This window comes from Bauldia litoralis, from assembly GCF_900104485.1.
In the GTDB taxonomy this organism is placed as follows: Bacteria; Pseudomonadota; Alphaproteobacteria; order Rhizobiales; family Kaistiaceae; genus Bauldia; species Bauldia litoralis.
The window spans coordinates 1-21,722 of record NZ_FMXQ01000017.1 but is presented as its reverse complement, the minus strand read 5'-3'; the positions used below and the strand labels follow the sequence as shown (position 1 = coordinate 21,722).

The following is a 21,722-nucleotide window of genomic DNA, read 5'->3' as shown; positions in this document are numbered from 1 at the left end:
CCAGAAGGCGGACGCCTGGCGCGACGCCTACGACGAGATGCGGGCGAAATACACCGTCCTGCTGCCGGTTCCGGCAGAGGCCGACACCGCCGCCGCGCCGCCGGAAACCCGCCCGCCGGAGGCGCTGGCCCAGGACAACGAGGCGCCGTTGTGAGCGGCCTCGGCCTCCATCGAGGCTGGCGCTGGCTGTTCGCCGCGGTCCTGCTGTCGTGGATGGCCGCAATCCCCGCCGCCCAAGCCCACGAGTCGCGGCCGGCCTACCTGGAGATCGAAGAAACGGCAACCGGCCAGTACGACATCCGCTGGCGCACCCCGGTGCTGGCGGGCCAGCGCCTGCCGATTGTCCTGAGACTTCCCGAAGGCGTCCGCAACATGCGCGAGCCGTTAATCCAGGAGTTGAGCGATTCCCTCCTCGAGCGCCGCTGGATCGCAACCGGTCCCGACGGGCTGGCGGGACAACGCATCGGCTTTCCCGGTCTGGAACTGACGATCACCGAGGCGGTGGTCCGGGCGAAGACGCTCGACGGCGAGAGCTGGATGGCGGTCGCCCGCCCCTCGCAGCCATGGGTCGAGTTCGACCTCACCCGCGGCAGCATCGACGTCGCCATCGACTTCGTCCGGGAGGGCGTCTGGCACATCCTGTCGGGCTGGGACCACCTGCTCTTCGTCTTCGGCCTGCTCCTGCTCGTCCGGTCGCCGATGATGCTGGTCAAGACGGTCACCGCCTTCACCATCGCCCACAGCATCACCCTGGCGGCGGCGACCCTCGGCTATGTCGAGCTTCCGTCGCGGCCGATCGAGGCCGGCATCGCCCTGTCCATCCTGTTTCTCGGCGTCGAGGTCGTCCGCGAGAAGCGTGGTCGGACGAGCTTCACGATCCGCAATCCCTGGGTCGTCGCCTTTGCCTTCGGGCTCCTGCATGGCTTCGGCTTCGCGGGCGTATTGTCGGAGGTCGGGCTGCCCCCCTCCGAGGTGCCGCTGGCGCTGGTGTCGTTCAATGTCGGCGTCGAAGTCGGCCAGTTGGCATTCGTTGCCGTCGTACTGCTCCTTGCCCGGGGACTGAAGCTTCTGGGGGTCGTCTGGCCCCGCCGCATGGAACTGGCGCCGGCCTATCTGGTCGGGTCGCTCGGCGCCTTCTGGCTCCTGCAACGACTGGCCTTCACCTGATGGGGCCCCCGATGTTTCGGTACTTCCTGGTCACAGGCCTCGCAATCGTCGCTCTGGCATCCTCGGCGGACGCCGGCCGGGCATGCGGCTTCGAGGATCCGAACAGTGCCACAATGCAGCGCGTCAAGCTGAACCTCATCTATCCGAACTCCCTCTATGTCCAGGGCGCCGTCGACGAAGCACTGCGGGAAGGCGTGCTCCTGCCGACGCACTTCACCAGGCCCGGCGACTTCTTCGCCCTGCAACGCACGACCAGCAATCTCCGGCAGTTCGCTGTTCTGGTGGACGACGCGGCTTCCGATCTGCCCCAATTCTCGATGGTCCTGATGGGACCGGTCCTCTGGACCCGGTTCCATCCGACCGTGGAAGGCATCACGGTCGAAAACCATGTTGCGGGTCCGCTACCGGATGACCTGGTCGTCGTGATGGACGTACCGGCGTTGGCGGCCTTGGTATCGGGCGATGTTTCCGGTGCGTACGCAAATGAAACCGGGCTCGTGCGTTACTACGGCAATCCGGCCGAAATCGAGATCCTTCGCGAGACGCTCGCCGCGAAGTTTACCCGATGAAGCCTCCCTACTTTCGGTGCGCTTCCGCACTGTTTACGGACGTAGGTCAAGATGCGTCATCGAAATCAACTGATCCGACGGCAGCTTCGGGTCACGAGCCGTCATTGCTACCTTTGCGGTCCAACGGCGGCTTTGGGCCGAGAGCTGACCTCGCGCCAGCGTCCGCAGTTGGCGAATAGCAAGAATGCCAACGCCAACAGAATATGGCTGCTCATCAACACAAAGCGGACTCCGACGGATCGGTGCGGCGCCGGCATCCTTTCCGAGAACCAGCCGTCTACACGAGAGATTTCACTGATCGCGATGCTGGGTGGTCCAGAGCCCAACCCGATCCGTGCGCCCGCTCAAATGCCCCGTGTAGACGGACGGTTTTCTAGCAAGGACGACCAATTCTTCGCTCGGCGACACCAAGTCTTTAAAAGCCTCCCGGCTGGACGTCATCTAACGCCGCTAATGACGTCTCCATCATCCCAGCATTCACCAGGAACGGCGCTGACCCATCGAATGCCTGAGACTATTGCCCGGACCCTTGGTGGCATTTGGCGGCTGAGGCTGGGAAGGTAGGTGGGCGTCCCCGCCGCCAAGCAGACCTCCAACAGGAACGGCCAGCGTCGCTCAGAATGGCTTCACGGACAGCGCCCCGCCCGTCGCTGCCGCTAGCTGTGCATTCTTCGCCGGACCGTGCCCACGCCAGAACAAGTCCTTCCGGGTGCTGGATGAACTCGACGCAAGCCGACTGTGCGCAAATCGGAGATAAATTGCTGAACTAAGTCATAGTGTTAGCTACGTACAAACGGCAAACGGTGGTATGCGGTTTGTACGGAAGCAACGTGAGTTTGTCGCCATGCAACATGCCGTCGCCTACTACCGCGTATCCACCGCCAGGCAGGGTCGATCGGGCCTCGGTATCGAGGCGCAGCGGACTGCCGTTGCGCGCTTCGCCGAGGCAGAGGGCTACACCCTCGTCGCCGAGTTCACCGAGATCGAAACCGGCAAAGGGGCGGACGCCCTGGACCGGCGACCACAGCTGGCAGCCGCCCTCGCAGCCGGCAAATCGACCAAGTGCCCGGTTATTGTCGCGAAGCTTGATCGTCTCTCCCGTGATGTCGCTTTCATTGCAGGACTCATGGCGCAGCGTGTGCCCTTCATTGTCGCCGAGCTTGGCGCGGATGCAGATCCGTTCATGCTGCATCTCTACGCTGCTCTTGCCGAGAAGGAGCGGCGACTGATCTCCGAGAGGACGCGGTCGGCGCTAGCGGCGCGAAAGGCTCAGGGCGCCAAAATGGGGAATCGGACAAATGCGTCTGAAGCAGCGGCGCTCGGGCGCAAGGTTCAGACAGCGGAGGCGGCCGCGTTTGCCGCCAATGTCCTGCCGATCATCGAGCAGCTGAGAATGTCTGGCGTCCGTGATCTGCGCGGTCTCGCGGCGGCTCTCAACAATCGCGGCGTCCGCACAGCACGTGGCAGGCAATGGCATGTGTCGAACGTGAAGAACCTCGTCGATCGGCTGCCACCCGCCAAGGGCCTGAGCCCTTCTATAGGCGGGAAGAACGCTAGCCGCCGGGGCCGATATCGCGCTAGTGAGACCATGCAAAACCGAGGTTGAAACGGTTGACAACAGACGGACCCGATTGTCATGCGCAAACGCAGATGGCCTAGGAACGGAGCCCACGGGTGCTTCCACCAAATCAGGGCGGTCGCTCGCAACCGTTGGCATTCAAACCGAGCAGAGAATGCCCAACTTGTACTTGGGATCGCGCGGGTCAAAGCGGGGGTCGGGTACGAAGCGGTTGTCGGTAAGACGAAGCGCGACGATCCGACCGACCTCAAAGTTTCGTGGCTTGAGCGACTCGGATGGTTGTGCCGGGTTGACCACCTGGGTTCCGGAAAGAGCTATTTGTCCCGGTGATGACTCGTACACGGCGGTGGGCTCAACCAGACGAAAGGCCCTATCGTCGTGATACCGCAGTTCAACGCGTACCAGCATCCTGATTGCTTCACACAGTCGCCTCTCATACTCGATCTGGCGTACGGCAGGCAGTGGTTTCGCCTTAGCCGACGGCTTGCCGAGCCGCGTTCCGAATCCTGGAGTCGGGCGTCTCATTTTCGGCAGTCCCCAAGAGTGACGGTCCTAGTTATCATCTAGCGCAGGCGTCGACATTAAAAGGAGAGCGACCCCCCGTAGAGGTGAGAGCACGATCCCTCTGTACGATCCATTTTGCGTAAGCCGTCGATTGCAGTTCCAGCCGCCTACGACGTTAGCTTAACCCTTGCCGCACAAGCGGCAACCACCTGCCCGACTTCAACCATGGCTGGATAAAACCTGCAGGCAACGTCCCGCCGCTACGGCCAGATCTGCCGCGAGAACGGTATCGAGCATCGGCGGACCAAACCAGCAAAGGCGAAGGCGAGCTGAAGGATAATCCGGAGGGCATTTTTCACACCACCGTCGTGTCTGACCAACGCGGATCATCTTATCCTTCAGAGCCTGTCGACGCTCGCCCTCGCCGCATTGGCGGAAGCGAACTGGTCGATAATCAGTCCGAGAGAGATGGCACCGCGCGCGATGTGCGTCGTCTCCGCGTTGACCATAACGGCCGTTACAGTAGTTCAGAATGCGTGCCGCGCTTCGTGCAGAAGGCAGGATGGCAAGCCGGGGGCGTATTGCGCGGCTGATGCGGCTGCACGGTATTCGCGCGCTCGCAGGTCGCAGGTTAAGGCCCTGTACGACCGACAGCCGCCACTATCTGCCGATCGCGCCGAACCTGTTGAAGTAGGAGTTCGTCGCGGCGGCGCCGAACCGCATCTGGTTGTCCGATATCGCCTATATCGCGACCAGCGTAGGGTGGCTGTCTCGCTGGCGTGCTCGACCTGGCGACCCGCAAGATCGCATGCTGGTCGATGCGCGACCACATGCGCACCAAACTGCTGCTGCCCGCCTTGATGATGGCCGCGCAGCGGCAACGACCGGCCGAAGGCCCCATCTGTCATTTCGACCGCGGCAACCAGTACCCATCCGAGTCGGACGGCAAGCAACTCGCCGCAATTCCGGCGAGGGCGCTCATGATCGCATGTCCTCAGGAAGGGGCGCATCAATTTGGCAGAAAATCCCCTCTGGTCTGAAGTCCAGGCGAGCAGTTCCCCTGAGTTCCGTAGCCAGCGCGCGTTCTATCAACCGCGATCCAAATCCGCGTCGGGAAGGCGCTTTCACCTTTGGTCCGCCGCGCTCCCGCCACGTCATCGCAAGGCGCGGTTCGGATCCGTGCTTAATCTCCCAACATAGCGTGATAGAGCCGCCGGCTATGGAAAGTGCGCCATATTTGAGAGCGTTTGTGCACAATTCGTGTAACGCCATCGCCAGTGTTACGGCCGTCTTCGGGTTGAGGCGCACTGGAGGTCCCGAGATTGAAACGGCGTTGTAATCGGCGTGAAAGCCGATCACCTCTCGCGCTACCGTTTCCAGCATAGGCGATTCCCAATTCTGACGTGTCAGAATATCATGCGCTGAGGCTAATGCGGTCAGTCGGCCCTCGAAGGCTTTCCGTTCCACCTCAGCGTTTCGCTCGCCCTTGAAGGTCTGCTGTGCAACGCTTTGGACGATGGCCAGCATGTTTTTGACCCGGTGGTTCAACTCGCTAATCAGCAATTGGAGATGTTGATTGGCTCGGTGCTGTGGGGTGACGTCGTGGCCCTCGAGAAACACACCGACGATAGTGCCATCAGCATCAGTGACGGGCTCGTAAACAAAGTTCACCACCACTTCCCGCCGCGGCGCATCCTGCATTGTTTGCAGCTGAACCCGCACGTTTTCGCCAATGAATGGCTTGCCGGTACGGTAGACCTCATTGAGGAGTTCAACAAAGCCTTGTTCCACGACCTCCGGCAAAGCGCTCGCCACTGGCTTTCCGATAATGTCTCGATCGCCCACAATGCGGAGATAGGCCGGGTTGGCGAACTCGAACACGTGATCCGGTCCGCGTAAGGTGGCCATGAAGCCAGGCGCTTTTTCGAACAGCCGCCGCAGTCGAGTGTATTCGTCTCGTAGCGACTCGCGTGCCGTACGCCGCATGCGCGCCAATTTTATCGCGGCGCTCACGCGGGCGAACAACTCACGGCTGGAGAACGGTTTAACCAGATAGTCGTCGGCGCCGGCCTCCAGTCCTTCGATCTTCGATTCTTCGCCCGCCCGCGCGGAGAGAGCGATGAAAGGCAATTCTCTGGTTGCTGGATTTTTGCGCAAACGTACAAGCAGGCCGAAGCCATCTAGGTTCGGCATCATCAAATCGGAAAGTACGAGATCCGGTGGCGCGCGTTCAATCATCTCCAGGGCAACGAGCCCGTCTGCCGCGACATCGACACGATAGCCATGCCATTGCAACAGATGGCGAAGATAGTCGCGCATATCGGCGTTGTCATCGACAACCAGAACGCGTTGGTCCGCAGCGCCGTGAGAGATGCGCGGGACATCATCCGCGATGATCGCCGAGTTCTCTCCCGTCGCGTCGGAGGGAAGCCAACGCATCGCCTCAGCGACAAAGCCGCTGTAGCGATGGCTTAGCGAGGCGGTTTCCGTGGCTGGGCTGATGTGGTCGGCTGGCAAGTGGTCCTTGCCAAACGGAATGGTGATGGTGATGGCAGTGCCTTCTCCTACTTTACTTGCTACTGTGAGATCGCCGCCGTGCAAAGCGACCAATTCCCGCACAAGCGCGAGGCCGATGCCGCTGCCTTCGATCGAGCGGCCCGTCACGCCTTCGGCGCGGTGAAACCGTTCGAACAAACGGGGCAATTCATGCTCAGGGATGCCCATCCCGGTGTCGCGAACTGTCAAGACGACAGAGCGGCCATCGTGGGCGGCGCCGATCTCGACACGGATTGCGCCTTCGAGCGTGAATTTAAATGCATTCGAGAGGAGATTGAGAATGATGTTTTCCCACATGTCACGGTCGATAAATACTGCCTGTGCCAGTGCTTTAGCGTCGATCGCAAGCTCTAGACCCGCCCTATCCGTTGCGGAGCGGAAGCTAGACACCAGATCGGTGATGAAGGGGATAAAGTCGGTCGGTTGAAACACAGCCGCGGCGCGCCCTGCTTCAATCCTTGAAAAATCGAGCAGGGTGTTTACGAGCCGCTGCAAGCGCAGCGCGTTGCGATAAACGGTGCTGAGTCGATCGCGCTGACGATCATCCAATGACGCCTCAGCTAGTGCGTCCTCCAACGGTCCGAGCATCAGCGTAAGTGGCGTGCGGAACTCATGGCTGACATTGGAAAAGAACACGGTTTTGGCGCGATCGATTGCCGCTAGCGTTTCGTTGCGCTGGCGCTCGCCGGCAAAGGCTTCAAAATCGGCGATCACGATCGCCAGATTGGATGCGCAGGTGTCGCAGAACGCCGAATACTCGGCGTCCCAGCGCAAACGCGGGCTTACGCCGAAGACTATGATGCCAGCCGCCTCGGCAGCGCCGGGCGCAAGAATCGGCCGGCTGACCATATGAGTTACGGGCTCTGGCCATACGGGACAAACGACGGACTCATGCAGAGCGATAGGCGTGGCCGGCGCGCGATCCCATTGCGCTTGTTCGAGCGCGTTTAGAATCGTCTCGTTGGAAAGCGGGCATGGGGCGTCGCGGGCGATCACGATCCATGCACCTTCGCCATCTCGCCCGCACACTGCCGAGAACGGCGCGTCCCCGGGAGACGCGCCAAGCGCGCCTACCGCGCGGCAGAATATTCCCTCCCTGCTTCCCTGTGCGTGAATGGAGGCGATGTCTTTGACAACCTCCTGCCTGCGCTCGCGCAGAACGCGATCCGTTGTCTCCAGCACGGTTACGAACACGCCGCCTGAGCTGCCGTTCTCCAGCAGAATCGGGCTATAGGAGAACACGAAGAAACATTCCTCGGCAAACCCATATCGATTGAGCGGCAGCATTAAATCGGTGAAGGTCGAGGGCTTCGCTTCCTCAAGCACCGAGCGAAACATCGGGCCGATGTCATCCCAAATTTCTACAAACGTGTGCTCGGTGCTGGCGCCAAGAGAAGCGGGATGTTTGCTGTCGCCAAGGATAGGACGATAGGCGTCGTTGTAGAGTTGAATAAAATTTGAGCCCCACGCGATATACATCGGATAGCCAGAATTGAGCATAAGTCCGGCGGCGGTCTTCAAGCTCTGCGGCCAGGAGGATGGCGTACCCAGCGGCGTGCAACCCCAGTCGAACGCTCGAATCCGTTCGCCCATCTCGCCGCCGCCCGGCAAAAATTCCGCTCCCGTTTTACTCATCGCTAGCAGCTTGCCCCGCCACGCCCGCGTGAATACACGGCACGGGAACCTAACCCCGATCTTTGCGTTAGGTTCCGTAGTTGGGCATAGGAATTCGCGCGCAGGGGGCGAAGTTGGACGGTCTGCTCCGGGGACTTCGGGTTCTCATCGTCGAGGATGAGGCGCTTATACTCATGCTCCTTGAGGAGATGCTGAACGAGCTTGGCGCCGTAGTGGCGGCGCAGGCCAGTACGGTGCCCGAGGCCATCGCGCTAGCAACCCGTGGCGGGTTCGACATCGCAGTCCTTGATCTCAACCTGGGAGGAGAGAAAGTCTTTCCTGTCGCTCAGGCTTTGAAGGCGACGGGTCTGCCATTTGTCTTTGCAAGCGGCTACGGCGCGAGCGAGGTGCCAGCCGAGTTTGCCGGTTGTCCAGTCGTCGCCAAACCGTATGATATAGAACGCCTCGCTTCCGCGTTGACGAACTCGCTTTCAGCCTCCGCCAAGTGAGGCGACGATGACTCCCCGCCACTAACTTGATTAATCGACTGGATCGATGTCGGCAGGTGGGAGGGCCAGCATAAACAAGCTATTTCGCTGGAGATGGGGCAATCGGGTTATTCGGCGTAACCGCGGCGCCGGTAGCGGTTCGGAGGGCGTTCTTCAAGACGACGGCGGCTACGTAGAGCCAATGAATAGCTCCGAGATCCGGAGACGCGTTCTCCCCTAATTCTTGAAGTAGGGAGGCCATGATGGGCCTACCGAACAAAAAAGCCCGGCCTCTCGTGCGAGATGACCGGGCTAATTTTTGCTGGTCTCCTAGAATGCCCGCTAGCGAATGACGTAGACAACCTCGCGAGTGCCCGGGTCCACGAGAACTGGTGTTCCGTTCACGTAAACATAGGCGTACTCGTAGTCGGGAATGGGCGTGACGGTGACCTCGCCAGGAAGGCTCGCACCGACCACCGCTTCACCCTGGAGGTAAACCGGTTCCATCGGATTGCCGGCAACATACTTGATGACACGCTCGGGCGGATCTATCGCCGCACCGACGGCCGCACCGGCGACGCCACCTACGACAGCGCCGACTGGACCACCCATGATAGCCCCTAGCACTGCACCACCGACCGCTCCCGGAAGAGCCGCTTCCGGTCCTTCATACATTGCCACCGGAACCCCGAGGTCGGCCGTCCTTTCTGTCAGGACGACAGCATTGTCGCTGCCAATAATGAGATAGTCGGAATAGGACCAACCTTGCACGCCGTTCGCATTGACGCTGCACCATTTGCTGCCCTCAAGGCAGCCATTGATGGCGACGGCCTCGTTTGACTGGATAAGGCCAACGATATCGTACTGCGGGCCTGGGCCCGAGCGAACATTGAGTTCCGTCGTCGCCGTAGCAGTCATTTGCGCCATCGCAGCGCTGGTGATCATGAGGGCGCCGCTGGCGCCCAAAGCAATCGACTTCCACATTTTACGTCTCCTGGTATCGCCCCTCTCGGCACAACAACGGCAGCACAGGTTGCGAGTTCCAAACTCATTGAAGCGCAACAGGGATAGTCATAACGACGGCCACGAAAATCGTACTCAGCATGAACCAAGCAAATCGGATTGTGAGGGCTTTCATCGCTATCTCTCCAAGCTGGACCATTCTCGAACAACGACCGAAATCAGATGACGGTTCCGCGCCAATCCCAGCGTCCGACGCAGGTGCACCGGTGGCAGGACGGAACGGAGCCCTGCTACGCCGGGCCCAGTCTTGAGTTCTGATGAAGCGCGCCGAAACCGTTCCGACGACGGAATTGGAATTCGCCTGATTCCGGACGTGAAGCGAGCCAGGGCAACTCTCCGAGCGGCCATGCGTTGACCGGAAAAAGTGAGAGGAAGCTATGCCGCTTGAGAAAATATACGCCCAGCTGTCATGCAGTGATCTGAAGCGTAGCGTTGTTTGGTTCGCACGCCTCTTTGAAAGGGAGCCCGATGCGTGGCCCATGGACGGGCTCGTTGAGTGGCATCATGAAGGCAAGGCAGGTCTTCAGGTCTTTGAGGACGCCTCAAATGCTGCGAGGGGTGGCCTAACGCTGATCGTTCGGGATCTGAGGAATGAACACGCTCGGTTAGTTGCCGCAGGTTTGGGCCCATCAGCATCGAAACTGCTGATAAGACCCTGCTTGTTCGGCTGCGTGATCCTAACCGGAATCTGGTGATATTCGCTGAACCTAGTCGCGCCTGAAAGTTAAGACGTCCAAACGAATTCGATAGATGATCAACCGACTCTGGCGGACCTGCTCTCGCTCCTCCAGACAGCGGTCCGTAGCCTTTTGACTGAGGAACGTGATCCAATGGCTCTGGCGAGCGGTGCCGGTCCGGAATATCGCGCTCAGCTTCGTGGCCGTGGCCAGTGATAGCCGACGAGGTACGCGCCGGCTACTGCACCAAAGCCGGGCTGATCGGAAGCCGCGGCCGAAACGGCTTTACCTCGTCGGGAAACGCGGACGCTGTGTTTTAGACGTGGACCGTGCCGCAAATGGTCCAGTTGAATTTCCAACTACATCGGCATGATCTCGATGATCTCGATCCAGGCGCCGGGCATTTGTAGGTGGGGATGGTCCTTACCAAACATTTTCGCAGCTTCATCCGCTGAATCGGCTTGCACCATCGAATAGCCTCCGACTCCGTTGGTCGTGTCGGAGACACCCTTGGAATCGACACGCTTGGTTTTCCCCAACGGCGCGCCGCCGTCGACGATAGAAGCCTCGTTGGCATCCATCCAATTCATCCAGGCATCCATGAATGTCTTTCGCATCTCAGGCGTCGTGTTCTTCATCATCTCATCGAAATCTCCCGGTGACGCCATGTACAACACGATGAATTTTTTCATTTGGGCTCTCCCGTCTGGTTGTGGGAACAGAACATGTGCGCCTCGGACACACCGACCCCGAAGGCCGCATGCGAAGGGTGACCGGTTTATGCCGCGAACATTGCCGTGGCCGTCTGATGTCCGCAAGGTCGCACTTTAGTCATGGGACACCATGCCCGTAGAGATGTCGGCCGAAGGGTTCTTGTTTGGGCCGCCGATCCTCGGTTTCGCTCCCGCCCGCGATAGTGTCGAAGACTTCCACTGAGACCTTGCCGATGGCACCATGTCGTCCGATGCCATTCATCACCATGAGCGCCTGTGCGGCGCAGGGGCCCGATGATCTAGTAATTCGGCCCATCGGACAGACGTTCCGAATTTCCAGTCGACATGACGGAACCATCCCCCGGCTCCACGCGTTATCGTTTTGCCAGCGCGCGACATGCGCCCCCGCTCGTGCGTCGGCGAGTTACAAGAGAAGCCGTCTCCATCCCCCCGGAGGCGGCTTCTGCTTTTATTCCTCCGGCTTGCTATCGGGTAGTCTGCCGCCAATGGGATTCCACTCATGGGGCCCGTGGCTCGCCGGGCAAGTGATCGTCAGGAGACTCCTCCCGTCCCAGTCAAAGTGAAAGCTGTGATCTGGGAACGCGTGTCGACCTGTGGCTGGGGATATCGCAATAGCCTTCTGCATTCGCCGGCCCCCCTGATTCCAGTCGGACCGGACATCGCGACGATCAGGCGACGGAATAGAGACAGGCTCAGGGCGTCTCGATACTGGGCCTTGGACGGAGCGGGATTACTTAGAAATCTATGAGTAATAAAAATGTTATCACAACTCCTAGAAGATAAGATGTTCAATTGAGTAGTAAGATTCTTTCCTGACAGGATTGCGCGGCCTTTTAACCCCGACGATCGGGAAGAACGAGTGGTGCCATGGGAGACAGAGAAAAGTATTCAGGCGATGATAGGAGAATAGGAGAGGATAGACGATCCGGAGAGGACAGACGGTCAGGCAAGGACAGACGGTTCGATAAAGATATGCGGAAGTCCGGGGAGCGTCGGAACGGTCAGGATAGACGATCCGGCGAAGATCGTCGCAGGGAACGAACCGGCCCAGTGAAACTGGGCTAGATCGACTAGGGACACGTTCGAGGGCATGTTGGCAGGTGGAAGCCATCGCCGCAGCCTGACGCCGAAGTCGTAATTCGACCGCGCCGCCGCGCGCCTCAGCTTGACCGATCCCGACTACGGCGGCACGCGCGGCGCACCCAAATTCCCTCAGGCCACCCTGCTTGACTGGGCCGGCGGAACCGATTCGGCAATGGCGCGTTCTTGTCACCGATAGCCTGGCGGTAAGGCCAGGCGGGCTGGCGACGCAACAACGCATGTAAAGCGAAGTGTCTTCCCTCGGCGGTTTTGCCGGGCCGATGTCGTTCGCGCGCTCGACAGCCGGAACCGTCCCGAAAGGGATCATCGAGAGGAGACGAAACGCCATGCATGGCATCATCTACATCATCGGACTCATCGTCGTTGTCATGGTGATCCTGTCCTTCGTCGGTTTGGCTTGAGCCGGATCGGGGGCACAGCCATGAGCAACACGACAAGCGTGGTCACACCGGCGGCCGGTAACCGGGTCGCCTCATATTTCAACTGGAGCGCAATTTTCGCTGGAGCGGCTGTCGCGCTGGCGACCAGCGTGGTGTTCGTCGGCTTCGGGTCGGCGCTCGGCCTTGGGCTCGTATCGCCCTGGGATAACGATGGGGCAGGCGCCACTACGATCGGCATCATCGCCGCGATCTGGTTCCTCGTCTCGACCGCCTTCGCCTACTATGTCGGCGGATACGTGGCTGGCCGGATGCGGCCGCCCGTCGGTGACGCGACCGGCGGCGAAGTCGAGATGCGCGACGCGCTCCATGGCGCGGTCATCTGGGCGCTCGGCGTTTTCGTTTTCGCCTGGATCGGGATTTCCACGGCAACCTCTGTAGCGACCGGTGCTGCCCAAGTCGGTTCCGCCGCGGTCGATGCGGCGGGCTCCGTGGTCCAGTCGGACGGGGCGGAAGCGGTCGCGGGCTATACCGTCGACAAGCTGACCCGCGCCACGCCGCCGATATCGGCCTCGCGGGCGAGTGAAGTCCGGGAGCAGGGTGCGCAGATCCTGGCGCGCGCCGTTGCCGACGGTGAACTCGATGCCGACGACAAGACCTATCTGGCCGAACTCGTCGCTTCCCGCACGGCGTTGACGCAGGAAGAGGCCGAGGCCCGGGTCGATGAGGTCTATGCCGAGGCGCAATCCGCAGCCGAGGCCGCGGCCGATGCCGCCGAGGAAGCGACGGACGCCGCACAGAACGCGACGCTTCTGATGGGCTTCCTCACGGCGACCGGTTTCCTCATCGCGCTGGTTGCCGCGTGGTTCGGCGCCACGATGGGCGGGTCGCACCGGGATGGCAACATGGTGTCCCGCGTGTTCGTCGCACGACGCGTGTAGCCGCCGTCGCTCGACAGGCGACAGAACAAGAAAGGCGAGAGGGGCAATCCCTTCTCGCTTTTTTTGTTTCCGGGCCGCCAGCGCTAACGCTTCCAGTCTATGGGCAGGCGCGCTGACCCCTTGTCGATTGCGCCCGCGCCGGGCTTCGCGAGCGGGCGGTCTCCGAGCGAGCATGCTCTCGCAATGGGAGTCTATCAGCTCGATCGCGGCGAAGGGCTCCTGGGTCTCAAACCTGCTTCGTTGGCGATTGTCGCCTTTGGCTATGACGGCCTTTGTTCAATCAGGTAAGAAAGCCGTATCACCGGTGGTCAGCACGAGGGGACGGTCAGACGGCGGGCAAAGACATCGTCGGCGATGGTCCGGTTGGAAAGGTCCTCTAAGAACAGACGCCACGCCTGATCGAGAAAGCACCGGCCCGCCGATTGGGCGAAAAGTGGCGGGCAAGCTGCCAGTGCGAAAGCGGTTCCAAGTGAAGGAACCGCTTGCCAGTAAATGAAAACTCCGAGCAAATTTTCGCGCCAAGGAACAAAGCCTGACGCTATCGGTTGATTTCTCGCCATGCAGTTTTGCATTGGAGGAGGAAGCGACAATGGCAGGTTCAGACAATTCCGTTCGGGGCGACATCGAGGAACGCGACGCTGTTGCTAAGGTAGCGGGTCGTGCACAAAGCGACCTCGCTGCCGTCAAGTCGAAAGCCGCCGAGGCCGCCTCTGAGTTGGGCCGATGAAGCGAAGAAGCAGGTCGGTGAGATCGAGGCAAAGGCGGAGACCTTCGCTGGCGAACAGAAGGACGCGGCGGCGGAAAGGCTCGTCGGCATTGCCGCAGCACTAAAGGACGTTGCCGGCGACCTCGACAATCGTGACGAGCCCGCGGTAGCGGGCTATGCGCGTGACCTTGCCAAGGGCATTGGCCGCGTCTCCGATACGATAAAGGATCGCGACGTAGGGGACCTGATGGCGATGGCCGAGGACTTCGGCCGCAAACAGCCGGCGGCCTTCCTGGGTCTTGCGGCGCTAGCCGGCTTCGCGAGTGGTCGGTTCGCGCTCGCGTCCGCCGCCAAGCGCGAGCGAGACACGCCGCGTTCGGTTTCGTCGCGACAGGTGGTCGCTTCGTCGCCGGGGCCTGCGCAGAGCGCCCCCCCCCGGCCGTCGCCACGCCGTCCGCGAGACGCCGGACACAGCTGACCATTGCGGTTGGGAAACATTCGGTGCGATTCAGGAGAACGAACAAAATGTCCAGGGAAAGCGCAACACCGTCGATCACCGATCTCATTCGGACCTTGGCGGACGACGTCATAGGATTGTTTCGCAAGGAGCTTCGTCTCGCCAAGGCGGAAGCGTCGGAAAAGGTGTCGCAGACTATAAGCGCGCTTGAACTGCTGCTCGCCAGCGCCGTGTTGATGATTGGTGCCCTTGGGGTGCTGTTGTCGGCACTCGTCGCCGCTCTCGCTGCCGTGTTCATTGCCCAAGGCATGGGCGAAGCCAGCGCGAGTTCTCTGTCCGCGGGGATCGTGGGCGTCCTGCTTGCGGTTGTCGCTTGGCTGCTCTTGTCCCGCGCGATGTCCAACCTGAAGGCCTCCAACATTGCCCTCCCGAAAACCGTGCGGTCACTCGATCGTGACGTGAACCTCGTCAAGGAGAAACTTTAATGAGCACAGAAATCAACACGGAGCTCCTGCAGCGTGAGATCGAAGCGCAGCGCGCCCGGGTCGATGAAACGATCGACCATCTTCAGGCTCGTCTTTCACCAGGTCAGCTCGTTGATGAGGTGCTGGCTTACACCAAGGACGGCGGTGGCGCGTTCGTCGGAAATCTCGGGAAGACGGCTGCCGCCAACCCGGTGCCGGTCGCACTACTCGGCGTGAGCCTTGCTTGGCTGATGTCCAAGCCCGCCCCAGGTCCTTCCAAAACCGTCGAAGATGATCCGCGGGGAGATACTCCACCTTTCGACGACCATCTCTACCCAGTGATGCCGATCAAGGGCGACAGCCTACGCCGCGTTGGCCATTCCAACGACGAAACCGGTCGCCGCTATGTCGAATTCGCGGATGAGGCTGGCGCGAAGTTTAGGGCTTTGTCCGACGCCGCTGGACGCCGCGCAGGGCATTTCGTTGACGAGGCAGGGAATACCTACCGCGGCTTCACCAACGCAGCCGGGAAGGAAGTCCAAGCGTTCAAAGACGAGGCCGGTGCGCTGCTCGAGGATGCCAGCGACTGGGCATCGCATACTTGGCGAAGCGCGATCGACGCCGTGCAAGGCACGAAAGCTAAAGTCGGCGCAGGCGCATCCCGGGTCGGCGACGTGGCGTCGGATGTTGGTCGGGGCGCGGGCGAACACGCGAGGCAGATCAACGAGTCAATTATCGCTGCTTTTCGGAATCAGCCGCTGGTAGGCGGCGCGTTGGCTTTTGCCGCTGGCGCTGCGATGGCGGCCGCGCTTCCCCGCACCGAACGGGAAGACGACCTCATGGGAGCCGCCTCCGACCAGGTAAAAGCCAGCCTCGGAAAGCAGGCGGAAGAGGTCTATGACGCGGCCAAGGAACAGGCTCAGGAAGTTTATGAAAAGATCACCGAACACGCGGCGAAGACTTTTGAGGGGATCAAATCCGATTTCGGTAATCGTACGCCACCGAACTCTCGGTTGTGAGTGGCCTTCGGCCGACGCATCGACGATCCAATCGGCATTATGCCCACTAAGGTTTGGCCAGCGGCGCTTGGCGGAGAAGTAAAGGAAACAGGCCGCGGGCAATCGCGGCCATAGGTCCTGCTGATCGTCGGACGGGTGCGAGCATCGACGATGTCGCTGACTGCGACGGCGCGCTAGGGCTGCTGAAGCTGGAATATTCCGCAGCGAGCAAGAAATGTTGGCCTGGGGCGGAGCGATCTCCTAGAAGCGATTGCGCCGACTTTTCTAGCTAAAGTGCACATTAAACATGGAAGATGCTCGCTTCGGTTTCGACGCATATCACCTGCTGCTTGTTGCCGTGGGCGTGAGCCTGCTTGTCTCTTACTGGTTGCCGCACCTTCTTGTCCGCCGGCCGCCGGCGGCAACAGCGCTCCTCATGGCCTGCGGGATGGCCGGTTCACTGATATTACCCGACATCGTCTCCAGCATTGACCCCACGGAGAACCCGGCCGTTTGGGAGCTTGCCGCCGAGATTGTGGTGATCGTCGTTCTCTTCTCAACCGGTTTGCGGGTCGATCGTCTAGGTGGATGGCGACGCTGGTGGCCGACGATCCGGCTTCTCGCCATCACTATGCCTCTCACCATTGCGGCCGTTGCCCTTCTCGGTTGGAGCTTGGCAGGGATGACCGTGGGGGGAGCCATTCTGCTCGGTGCCGTACTCGCGCCGACGGATCCGGTGCTTGCGGGCGATCTTCAGATCGGGCCACCGCTTGAGGGTAAGGAGCATCCGGTCCGGTTTGCGTTGACCACCGAAGCCGGGCTGAACGACGGGCTTGCATTCCCGTTCGTCTATCTCGCGCTGCATGTCGCTTCGCAAGGAGCGAACCCGACCCACTGGCTTGTTGAATGGTTAGCCTGGGACGTCCTCTACCGCATCGTCGTCGGCACGGTGCTCGGCATCTGCATCGGCTGGCTACTGGGGCGCATCCTTACGCTCCGTGCGTGGAACACGGTTGCCGCCTCAGGTCCAGGCGTCCTTGTTCTCGCAGGCGTCTTTCTAGCTTACGGGATCGTGGAACTTGCCGAAGGCTATGGCTTCATTGCCGCCTTTGTTGCGGGCCTCGTGTTCAGGCGGTCCGAGGCCCGTCATCGTTTCCACCAGCATCTGCATGCCTTTGCGAGTTCCATCGAACACGCAATCACCGCGATACTTCTCGTGCTCCTCGGTAGCGTGATGCCCGCGCTCTGGCCTCATCTCGATTGGAGCCACACGGTCATTGGCTTTGGCCTGATCCTGGTGATCAGGCCAATAGCGGGAATGCTTGGCCTCCTTGGATCTACTCTCCGCCTGAAGCCGCGGGCTGTGGTGGCAATCTATGGGGTTCGCGGGATCGGCTCGCTTTACTACCTCGGCTACGCCTCTACGCACGTCGAGTTTATCGACGAGGGGCCTCTATGGGCGCTCGTCGCCTTCACGATCTTCGCCTCCACACTGATCCATGGCTTAACCGCGACGGCTACCGTCGAAGTCCTGGATCGTGAATACGCTGGAGGCGCTGGCCGCGAACCCGAGCCTCGCATTTGATTTCAGAGATCGGTGGGCTGTGCACAACGATCTAAATCGAGTTGTTGAACTCAGAGCTGCGCCGGGCCGTCAGAACAAGAAGCCATTTTCCGTCTGACGACGCGCCGCCAAGCTTCTATAAATGGTCCTCTATCACGCCGCCGCTGAATGGAAACGGCCGCCGTGAGAGCGGTTCGAGGCGAAGACGCAGTTCGCCGTTATAGAGCGCTTCGTGCTCGCATGACGGCAGTACCGCCTCACACCGGCATCTACCGGTCCTTCGAGAAAACAAGCACCGAATAAGAGCCGATGCCGATCTCGGCGGATGCCGGCAGATCGTCCAGGTGCTCCTCAACCGCGTCGACATCGCTGCTCGGATAATCCGCGAAATCGTCGCTGTAGCCCTTCCAGTCGCTGTTGAACCGAAGCGTCCAGCGGCCGGTTTCGGGGAAGCCGATCCGGTAAGCCGCGCGTGGCTCGTGGCTGAAATTCGCCACCACCATCACCTCGTCGCCCGGTCCGCCCTCATGCCAACGGCGGAAGGCGATGACCTTGTGCACCTCGTCAGCTCTCGTAACGGCGATGTGACGCCCCGTCAGTCCGGTCGATACCCCCTTCTGGTTGATACGAAGCCGGATCAGATCGCGGTAGAGCCGGACGATGCCATGGAAATCCTCTGACTGATCCCAATCGAGCGGCACCGTGTCCTGGAACCACTCACCCTGCAGGAACTCCTGTCCCTGGAAAAGCATCGGAATCCCCGGCGCGGTGAGCATGAGGGCGGCGCCGAGCGTCGAGCGCTTCTGCGCGGCCCAGTGGGAGGGATCGCCGGGCGCGATCTCGTGGACCACGCGCGCCTTGCCATTGGCCACCTCGTCATGTGACTCGGTGTAGATCACGCGGCGAAACGGGTCGTCGTTGTAGCTTTGGCAGAGCGCTGCCGCGACGGCGGCCATGCTGCGGTGCGCGTCGTCCGGCGCGATCAGCGCCTCCCGGACAGGATGGACGAACGCGGCATCCCACTGCGCACCGAACCCTGCGCCACCCTCCGCGGCCGGCGCGGTGATCGCTGCCTTGCCGCGCAGATCCTCGGCGATGGTGATGCGGCCGGGAAAGCGCTCCTGGACCTCTTCGTTGATCCAGCGCATGAGGCTCCAGCCATCCTCAAGGGCGTCACCGTTATCGCCCTCGTCGCCCTTCACCGTACGGATGTAGAGGGTCATGTCGAAGCGCAGGCCGTCGATGCCGTACTCTTCCAACCAGAAGAGCGCGTTGTCGCGAATGAACTGGCGAACCTCGGCCCGACCATAGTCCGGCCGTGTGTCGCCCCAGGGCGTGTCGGAGCGCCAGTCATTGTAGAAATAGATGCCGCCCTTGCCCTCCTCCCCCGGGCCGTCGAAGCGCCACAGGTCGAGATCCGACGGACCGAAATGATTGTAGACGACGTCGAGGATTACCGCGATCTGCGCTTCATGCGCGGCATTGATGAAAGCGCGGAAGGCATCGGGACCGCCATAGCTCGATTCGATGGCGAAGATATGCGCCGGATTGTAGCCCCAGGAGAGATCGCCGGCGAACTCCATCGCCGGCATGATCTGCACCGCGTTCACTCCAAGGCGCTTCAAATGATCGAGCTTGCCGATCGCGTCGTTGAAAGTGCCAACGTCCGCGTCGTCCGGACGATGAAAGGTGCCCACGTGCATTTCGTAGATGACGAGCCCGTTCCACGGCTTCATGACAAAGTCGCTCGCCCCGCCGTGGCGCGGCACCACGATGCCGTGCCCGACGGAGTTGGTGACGGCCAGGGCGTACGGGTCGATCCGGGTCAGATCCCCGTCGTCCGTCCGGATGAGATACTTGTAGCCGTGTCCCCCCTTCGCCGCCGGGACGTCCGCATACCAGTAGCCGTTTTCCTCTCGCTCCATCGGAGTCGTGGTTTCCGACCACTGGTTGAAGTCGCCGATCAGGCGGACCTCGTTTGCGTTCGGCGCCCACACCCGGAAGGCTACGCCCTGATCGTGGACGAGCGCCCCCATACCAGCATGTCTCATCTCATCCATTCTCATCTCCGGGAAGCCATCACGGCGACGACATTCGCCGGGTGGTCGGATGTAACGCCAAACCCGTCCCGTGGTTGGCAACGTCCGAGAAGATTTTGCCGGCCGCCGGCGGACAGAGGTCGAACAACGAAAGCCGCGTTATCGCGGCAGTCCTGACAGTGGTGACCACGAGTGCGTCGTCGCCTTCAGCCGAAAGAGGCGAAGCGCCACGTTGCCGCCAAATGACTCGCTTGCTCGACGCCCAAACTATCGCCGGATGCGCCGCTTGGAGACGCTTAGAAAATCAGCTTGAAGACGCCGAGGACGACGAGAAGTCCAATCAGGAAAATAATCCCGACGATGATAAACAGGGCCTTGATCATGATGTTCCCAACACACGGTTTCTGACAAAAGCCGCGAAAGAGAAATTGGTTCCATCGTCCAGCGATTCCACTCCGGCGGGAAACGCGGTTGGAATAGTCACCCGCTATCGAGAACAGCCCGGATTTTCGACGATAGTTGTTCGAAGGTCGCAGGCTTGGGCAGCAGATGCACGTCCGGATCCAGCATGCTGTTATGCACGATGGCGTTGCGCGTGTAACCGGTGGTGAACAGCAATCTGAGTTCTGGATGTGCCTGTTTCGCCTGATCGGCCAACTGGCGCCCATTCATGTCCGGCATGACCACATCGGTGAAAAGCAACCTGATTTCCGGATGGTCGTCGAGCACGTGCAAGGCCTCTGCCCCGTTTCTCGCTTCAAGCACGCCATAGTTGAGCTCACGCAACATCTGAACGACCAGCCTCAGGACCTGCTCATCATCCTCAACAACCAGAATGACTTCGCTGCTGCTCCCTGAAGCAGCCATGTCATCGACGGCAATTCGCGCAGGCTTGGAGGCTCCATACAGTCTTGGAAGGTAGATCTTGACGGTCGTACCGTGATTCAGCTCGGAGTAGATTTTCAGGTGCCCTCCGGATTGCTTGACGAACCCGAAAACCTGGCTCAGGCCCAACCCGGTGCCCTTTCCCACGCCTTTCGTGGTGAAGAACGGCTCAAACGCTTTGGCCATAACATCGGGCGTCATGCCGCTGCCGCTATCCGTGACAGCGACCATGACGTATTGCCCGGCCCTGATTTCATGCTCGACGGCGTACACGTCGTCGAGGTGGCAATTCGCGGTCTCAATGGTGAGGCTTCCGCCCCCGGGCATCGCGTCACGGGCGTTGACCGCCAGATTGATCACCGCATTCTCGAGCTGGTTGGCATCCACATGGGCCTTCCACAGGCCGCCGGCGAGAACCGTTTCCAGATGGATCGTCTCGCCCAGCGTCCGGCGAAGAATCTCGGACATTTCCGAGACCATCTGGTTGGCATCCAGTGCCTGCGGAGAAAGCGGCTGGCGTCGTGAGAATGCCAGAAGACGCTGGGTTAGCTTAACGGCCCGATTGGCGCCGTCCCTTGCCGCGGCAACATATTTGCCCACGTCGGAATCGCCTTTCGCCAGACGCCTCTCAAGCAGGCTCAGCCCGGAAAGGACAACAGACATCAGATTGTTGAAGTCGTGCGCTATGCCTCCGGTCAGTTGACCGACCGCTTCCATCTTCTGCGCCTGACGAAGCGCCTCTTCCGCCCGGAGCCGTTCGTCGACGGCCTGCGCGACCCGCGCTTCCAGACTCAGGTTCAAATCGCGCAATTCCGCCGTCGCCTGTTCGGCGGCGCGGCGTGCGTTCAGAAGCTCTCGCTCGTATCGTCTACGATCGGAAGCGTCGAAGATGGTGATGCGGATAAACTGTAGCCCGCCCGTATTGTCACGGCGCTCAATCGCGTTCACGAGCGAGGGCATCACGGAGCAATCCTTACGGACGATGTCGAGCGCCACCTCGTTGAAAAAGCCCTGCATCCTCAAGAGCGGTGCAAAGTGGGTTTCGTAGTAGATCTTGCCGCCGATATTCAGAAGGTCCTGAAATTTAAGACCTATCAGGTGCTCTCGATCATGCCCCACCCATCCGGCGAAGGTCAGGTTCGCCTTGATAATGCGACCGTCGGGCTGGGCCGAGAGATAACCACACGGCGCGTTCTCGAACAGATCTTCAAGATCCTCCAGTTGCGTTTCGCCCTGGTTGGGCTTGGTCATTGTTGATCCGCTACCTTCAGGAAGGCCT

General features: G+C 60.8%; 16 protein-coding genes and 2 pseudogenes. 12 read left to right on the top strand and 6 right to left on the bottom strand.

Going from position 1 to position 21,722, the window contains the following annotated elements:
- Window positions 1–150: 150 nt before the first annotated feature.
- The 4 genes and pseudogenes from BLT60_RS23480 to BLT60_RS24885 form a co-directional block, all read left to right on the top strand.
- Window positions 151–1,167, top strand: coding sequence for a HupE/UreJ family protein (locus BLT60_RS23480; protein WP_244521421.1), 1,017 nt, complete (start codon window positions 151–153; stop codon window positions 1,165–1,167).
- An 11-nt stretch (window positions 1,168–1,178) separates the two neighbouring features.
- Entirely contained in the window at window positions 1,179–1,736 is a 558-nt protein-coding gene (locus tag BLT60_RS23475; protein WP_090881240.1) for a hypothetical protein, read from the top strand.
- An 844-nt stretch (window positions 1,737–2,580) separates the two neighbouring features.
- On the top strand, window positions 2,581–3,342 hold the full coding sequence (locus tag BLT60_RS23470; protein WP_090881237.1) for a recombinase family protein: 762 nt from the start codon (window positions 2,581–2,583) through the stop codon (window positions 3,340–3,342).
- Between the two features lie 959 nt (window positions 3,343–4,301).
- Window positions 4,302–4,802, top strand: a pseudogene (locus BLT60_RS24885) (DDE-type integrase/transposase/recombinase); the annotation flags it as partial.
- On the opposite strand, the gene BLT60_RS23465 reads toward BLT60_RS24885, so the two are convergent.
- The gene (locus BLT60_RS23465; protein WP_425285045.1) at window positions 4,798–7,224 is read right to left on the bottom strand and encodes an ATP-binding protein; all 2,427 of its coding nucleotides are present in this window, start codon (window positions 7,222–7,224) and stop codon (window positions 4,798–4,800) included. The pseudogene BLT60_RS24885 and the gene BLT60_RS23465 sit on opposite strands and share 5 nt — an antisense overlap.
- An 899-nt stretch (window positions 7,225–8,123) precedes the next feature.
- Between BLT60_RS23465 and BLT60_RS23460 the strand changes: the two genes are divergently transcribed.
- On the top strand, window positions 8,124–8,498 hold the full coding sequence (locus BLT60_RS23460) for a response regulator (protein ID WP_210185675.1): 375 nt from the start codon (window positions 8,124–8,126) through the stop codon (window positions 8,496–8,498).
- A gap of 321 nt (window positions 8,499–8,819) precedes the next feature.
- Here BLT60_RS23460 and BLT60_RS23455 read toward each other — a convergent pair whose 3' ends face one another.
- Window positions 8,820–9,461 (bottom strand): DUF1236 domain-containing protein, encoded by a 642-nt coding sequence (locus tag BLT60_RS23455; protein WP_090881233.1) that lies wholly within the window; start codon window positions 9,459–9,461, stop codon window positions 8,820–8,822.
- A gap of 1,075 nt (window positions 9,462–10,536) precedes the next feature.
- Window positions 10,537–10,869, bottom strand: a complete 333-nt coding sequence (locus BLT60_RS23445) for a YciI family protein (RefSeq protein WP_090881230.1) — start codon at window positions 10,867–10,869, stop codon at window positions 10,537–10,539.
- Between the two features lie 1,403 nt (window positions 10,870–12,272).
- On the opposite strand from BLT60_RS23445, the gene BLT60_RS24510 reads away from it, so the two are divergent.
- From BLT60_RS24510 to BLT60_RS24880, 7 genes and pseudogenes are all read left to right on the top strand, one after another.
- The gene (locus BLT60_RS24510) at window positions 12,273–12,413 is read left to right on the top strand and encodes a hypothetical protein (protein ID WP_175478613.1); all 141 of its coding nucleotides are present in this window, start codon (window positions 12,273–12,275) and stop codon (window positions 12,411–12,413) included.
- A gap of 20 nt (window positions 12,414–12,433) precedes the next feature.
- A complete protein-coding gene (locus tag BLT60_RS23440) occupies window positions 12,434–13,330 on the top strand; it encodes a hypothetical protein (RefSeq protein WP_090881228.1) in 897 nt (298 codons plus the stop codon).
- A gap of 659 nt (window positions 13,331–13,989) precedes the next feature.
- Window positions 13,990–14,514 carry a hypothetical protein gene (locus tag BLT60_RS23435; protein WP_090881225.1) on the top strand — a complete coding sequence of 175 codons (525 nt, stop codon included), beginning with the start codon at window positions 13,990–13,992 and terminating at the stop codon, window positions 14,512–14,514.
- Window positions 14,515–14,561: 47 nt separating this feature from the next.
- Window positions 14,562–14,978 carry a phage holin family protein gene (locus tag BLT60_RS23430; protein WP_090881222.1) on the top strand — a complete coding sequence of 139 codons (417 nt, stop codon included), beginning with the start codon at window positions 14,562–14,564 and terminating at the stop codon, window positions 14,976–14,978.
- Window positions 14,978–15,976, top strand: a complete 999-nt coding sequence (locus BLT60_RS23425; protein WP_090881219.1) for a DUF3618 domain-containing protein — start codon at window positions 14,978–14,980, stop codon at window positions 15,974–15,976. The genes BLT60_RS23430 and BLT60_RS23425 overlap by 1 nt, the downstream gene beginning before the upstream one ends.
- A 286-nt stretch (window positions 15,977–16,262) precedes the next feature.
- Window positions 16,263–17,540, top strand: a complete 1,278-nt coding sequence (locus BLT60_RS23420) for a cation:proton antiporter (protein WP_090881216.1) — start codon at window positions 16,263–16,265, stop codon at window positions 17,538–17,540.
- A 35-nt stretch (window positions 17,541–17,575) separates the two neighbouring features.
- Window positions 17,576–17,706: pseudogene (locus BLT60_RS24880) on the top strand (transposase); the annotation flags it as partial.
- An 82-nt stretch (window positions 17,707–17,788) separates the two neighbouring features.
- On the opposite strand, the gene BLT60_RS23415 reads toward BLT60_RS24880, so the two are convergent.
- From BLT60_RS23415 to BLT60_RS23410, 3 genes are all read right to left on the bottom strand, one after another.
- The gene (locus BLT60_RS23415) at window positions 17,789–19,579 is read right to left on the bottom strand and encodes an alpha-amylase family glycosyl hydrolase (protein WP_244521420.1); all 1,791 of its coding nucleotides are present in this window, start codon (window positions 19,577–19,579) and stop codon (window positions 17,789–17,791) included.
- A 275-nt stretch (window positions 19,580–19,854) separates the two neighbouring features.
- Window positions 19,855–19,941, bottom strand: a complete 87-nt coding sequence (locus BLT60_RS25095) for a small membrane protein YohP (RefSeq protein ID WP_483073130.1) — start codon at window positions 19,939–19,941, stop codon at window positions 19,855–19,857.
- A 97-nt stretch (window positions 19,942–20,038) separates the two neighbouring features.
- Window positions 20,039–21,722 (bottom strand): ATP-binding protein (locus BLT60_RS23410; RefSeq protein WP_342028638.1); only part of this gene is annotated, 1,684 nt, incomplete at its 5' end.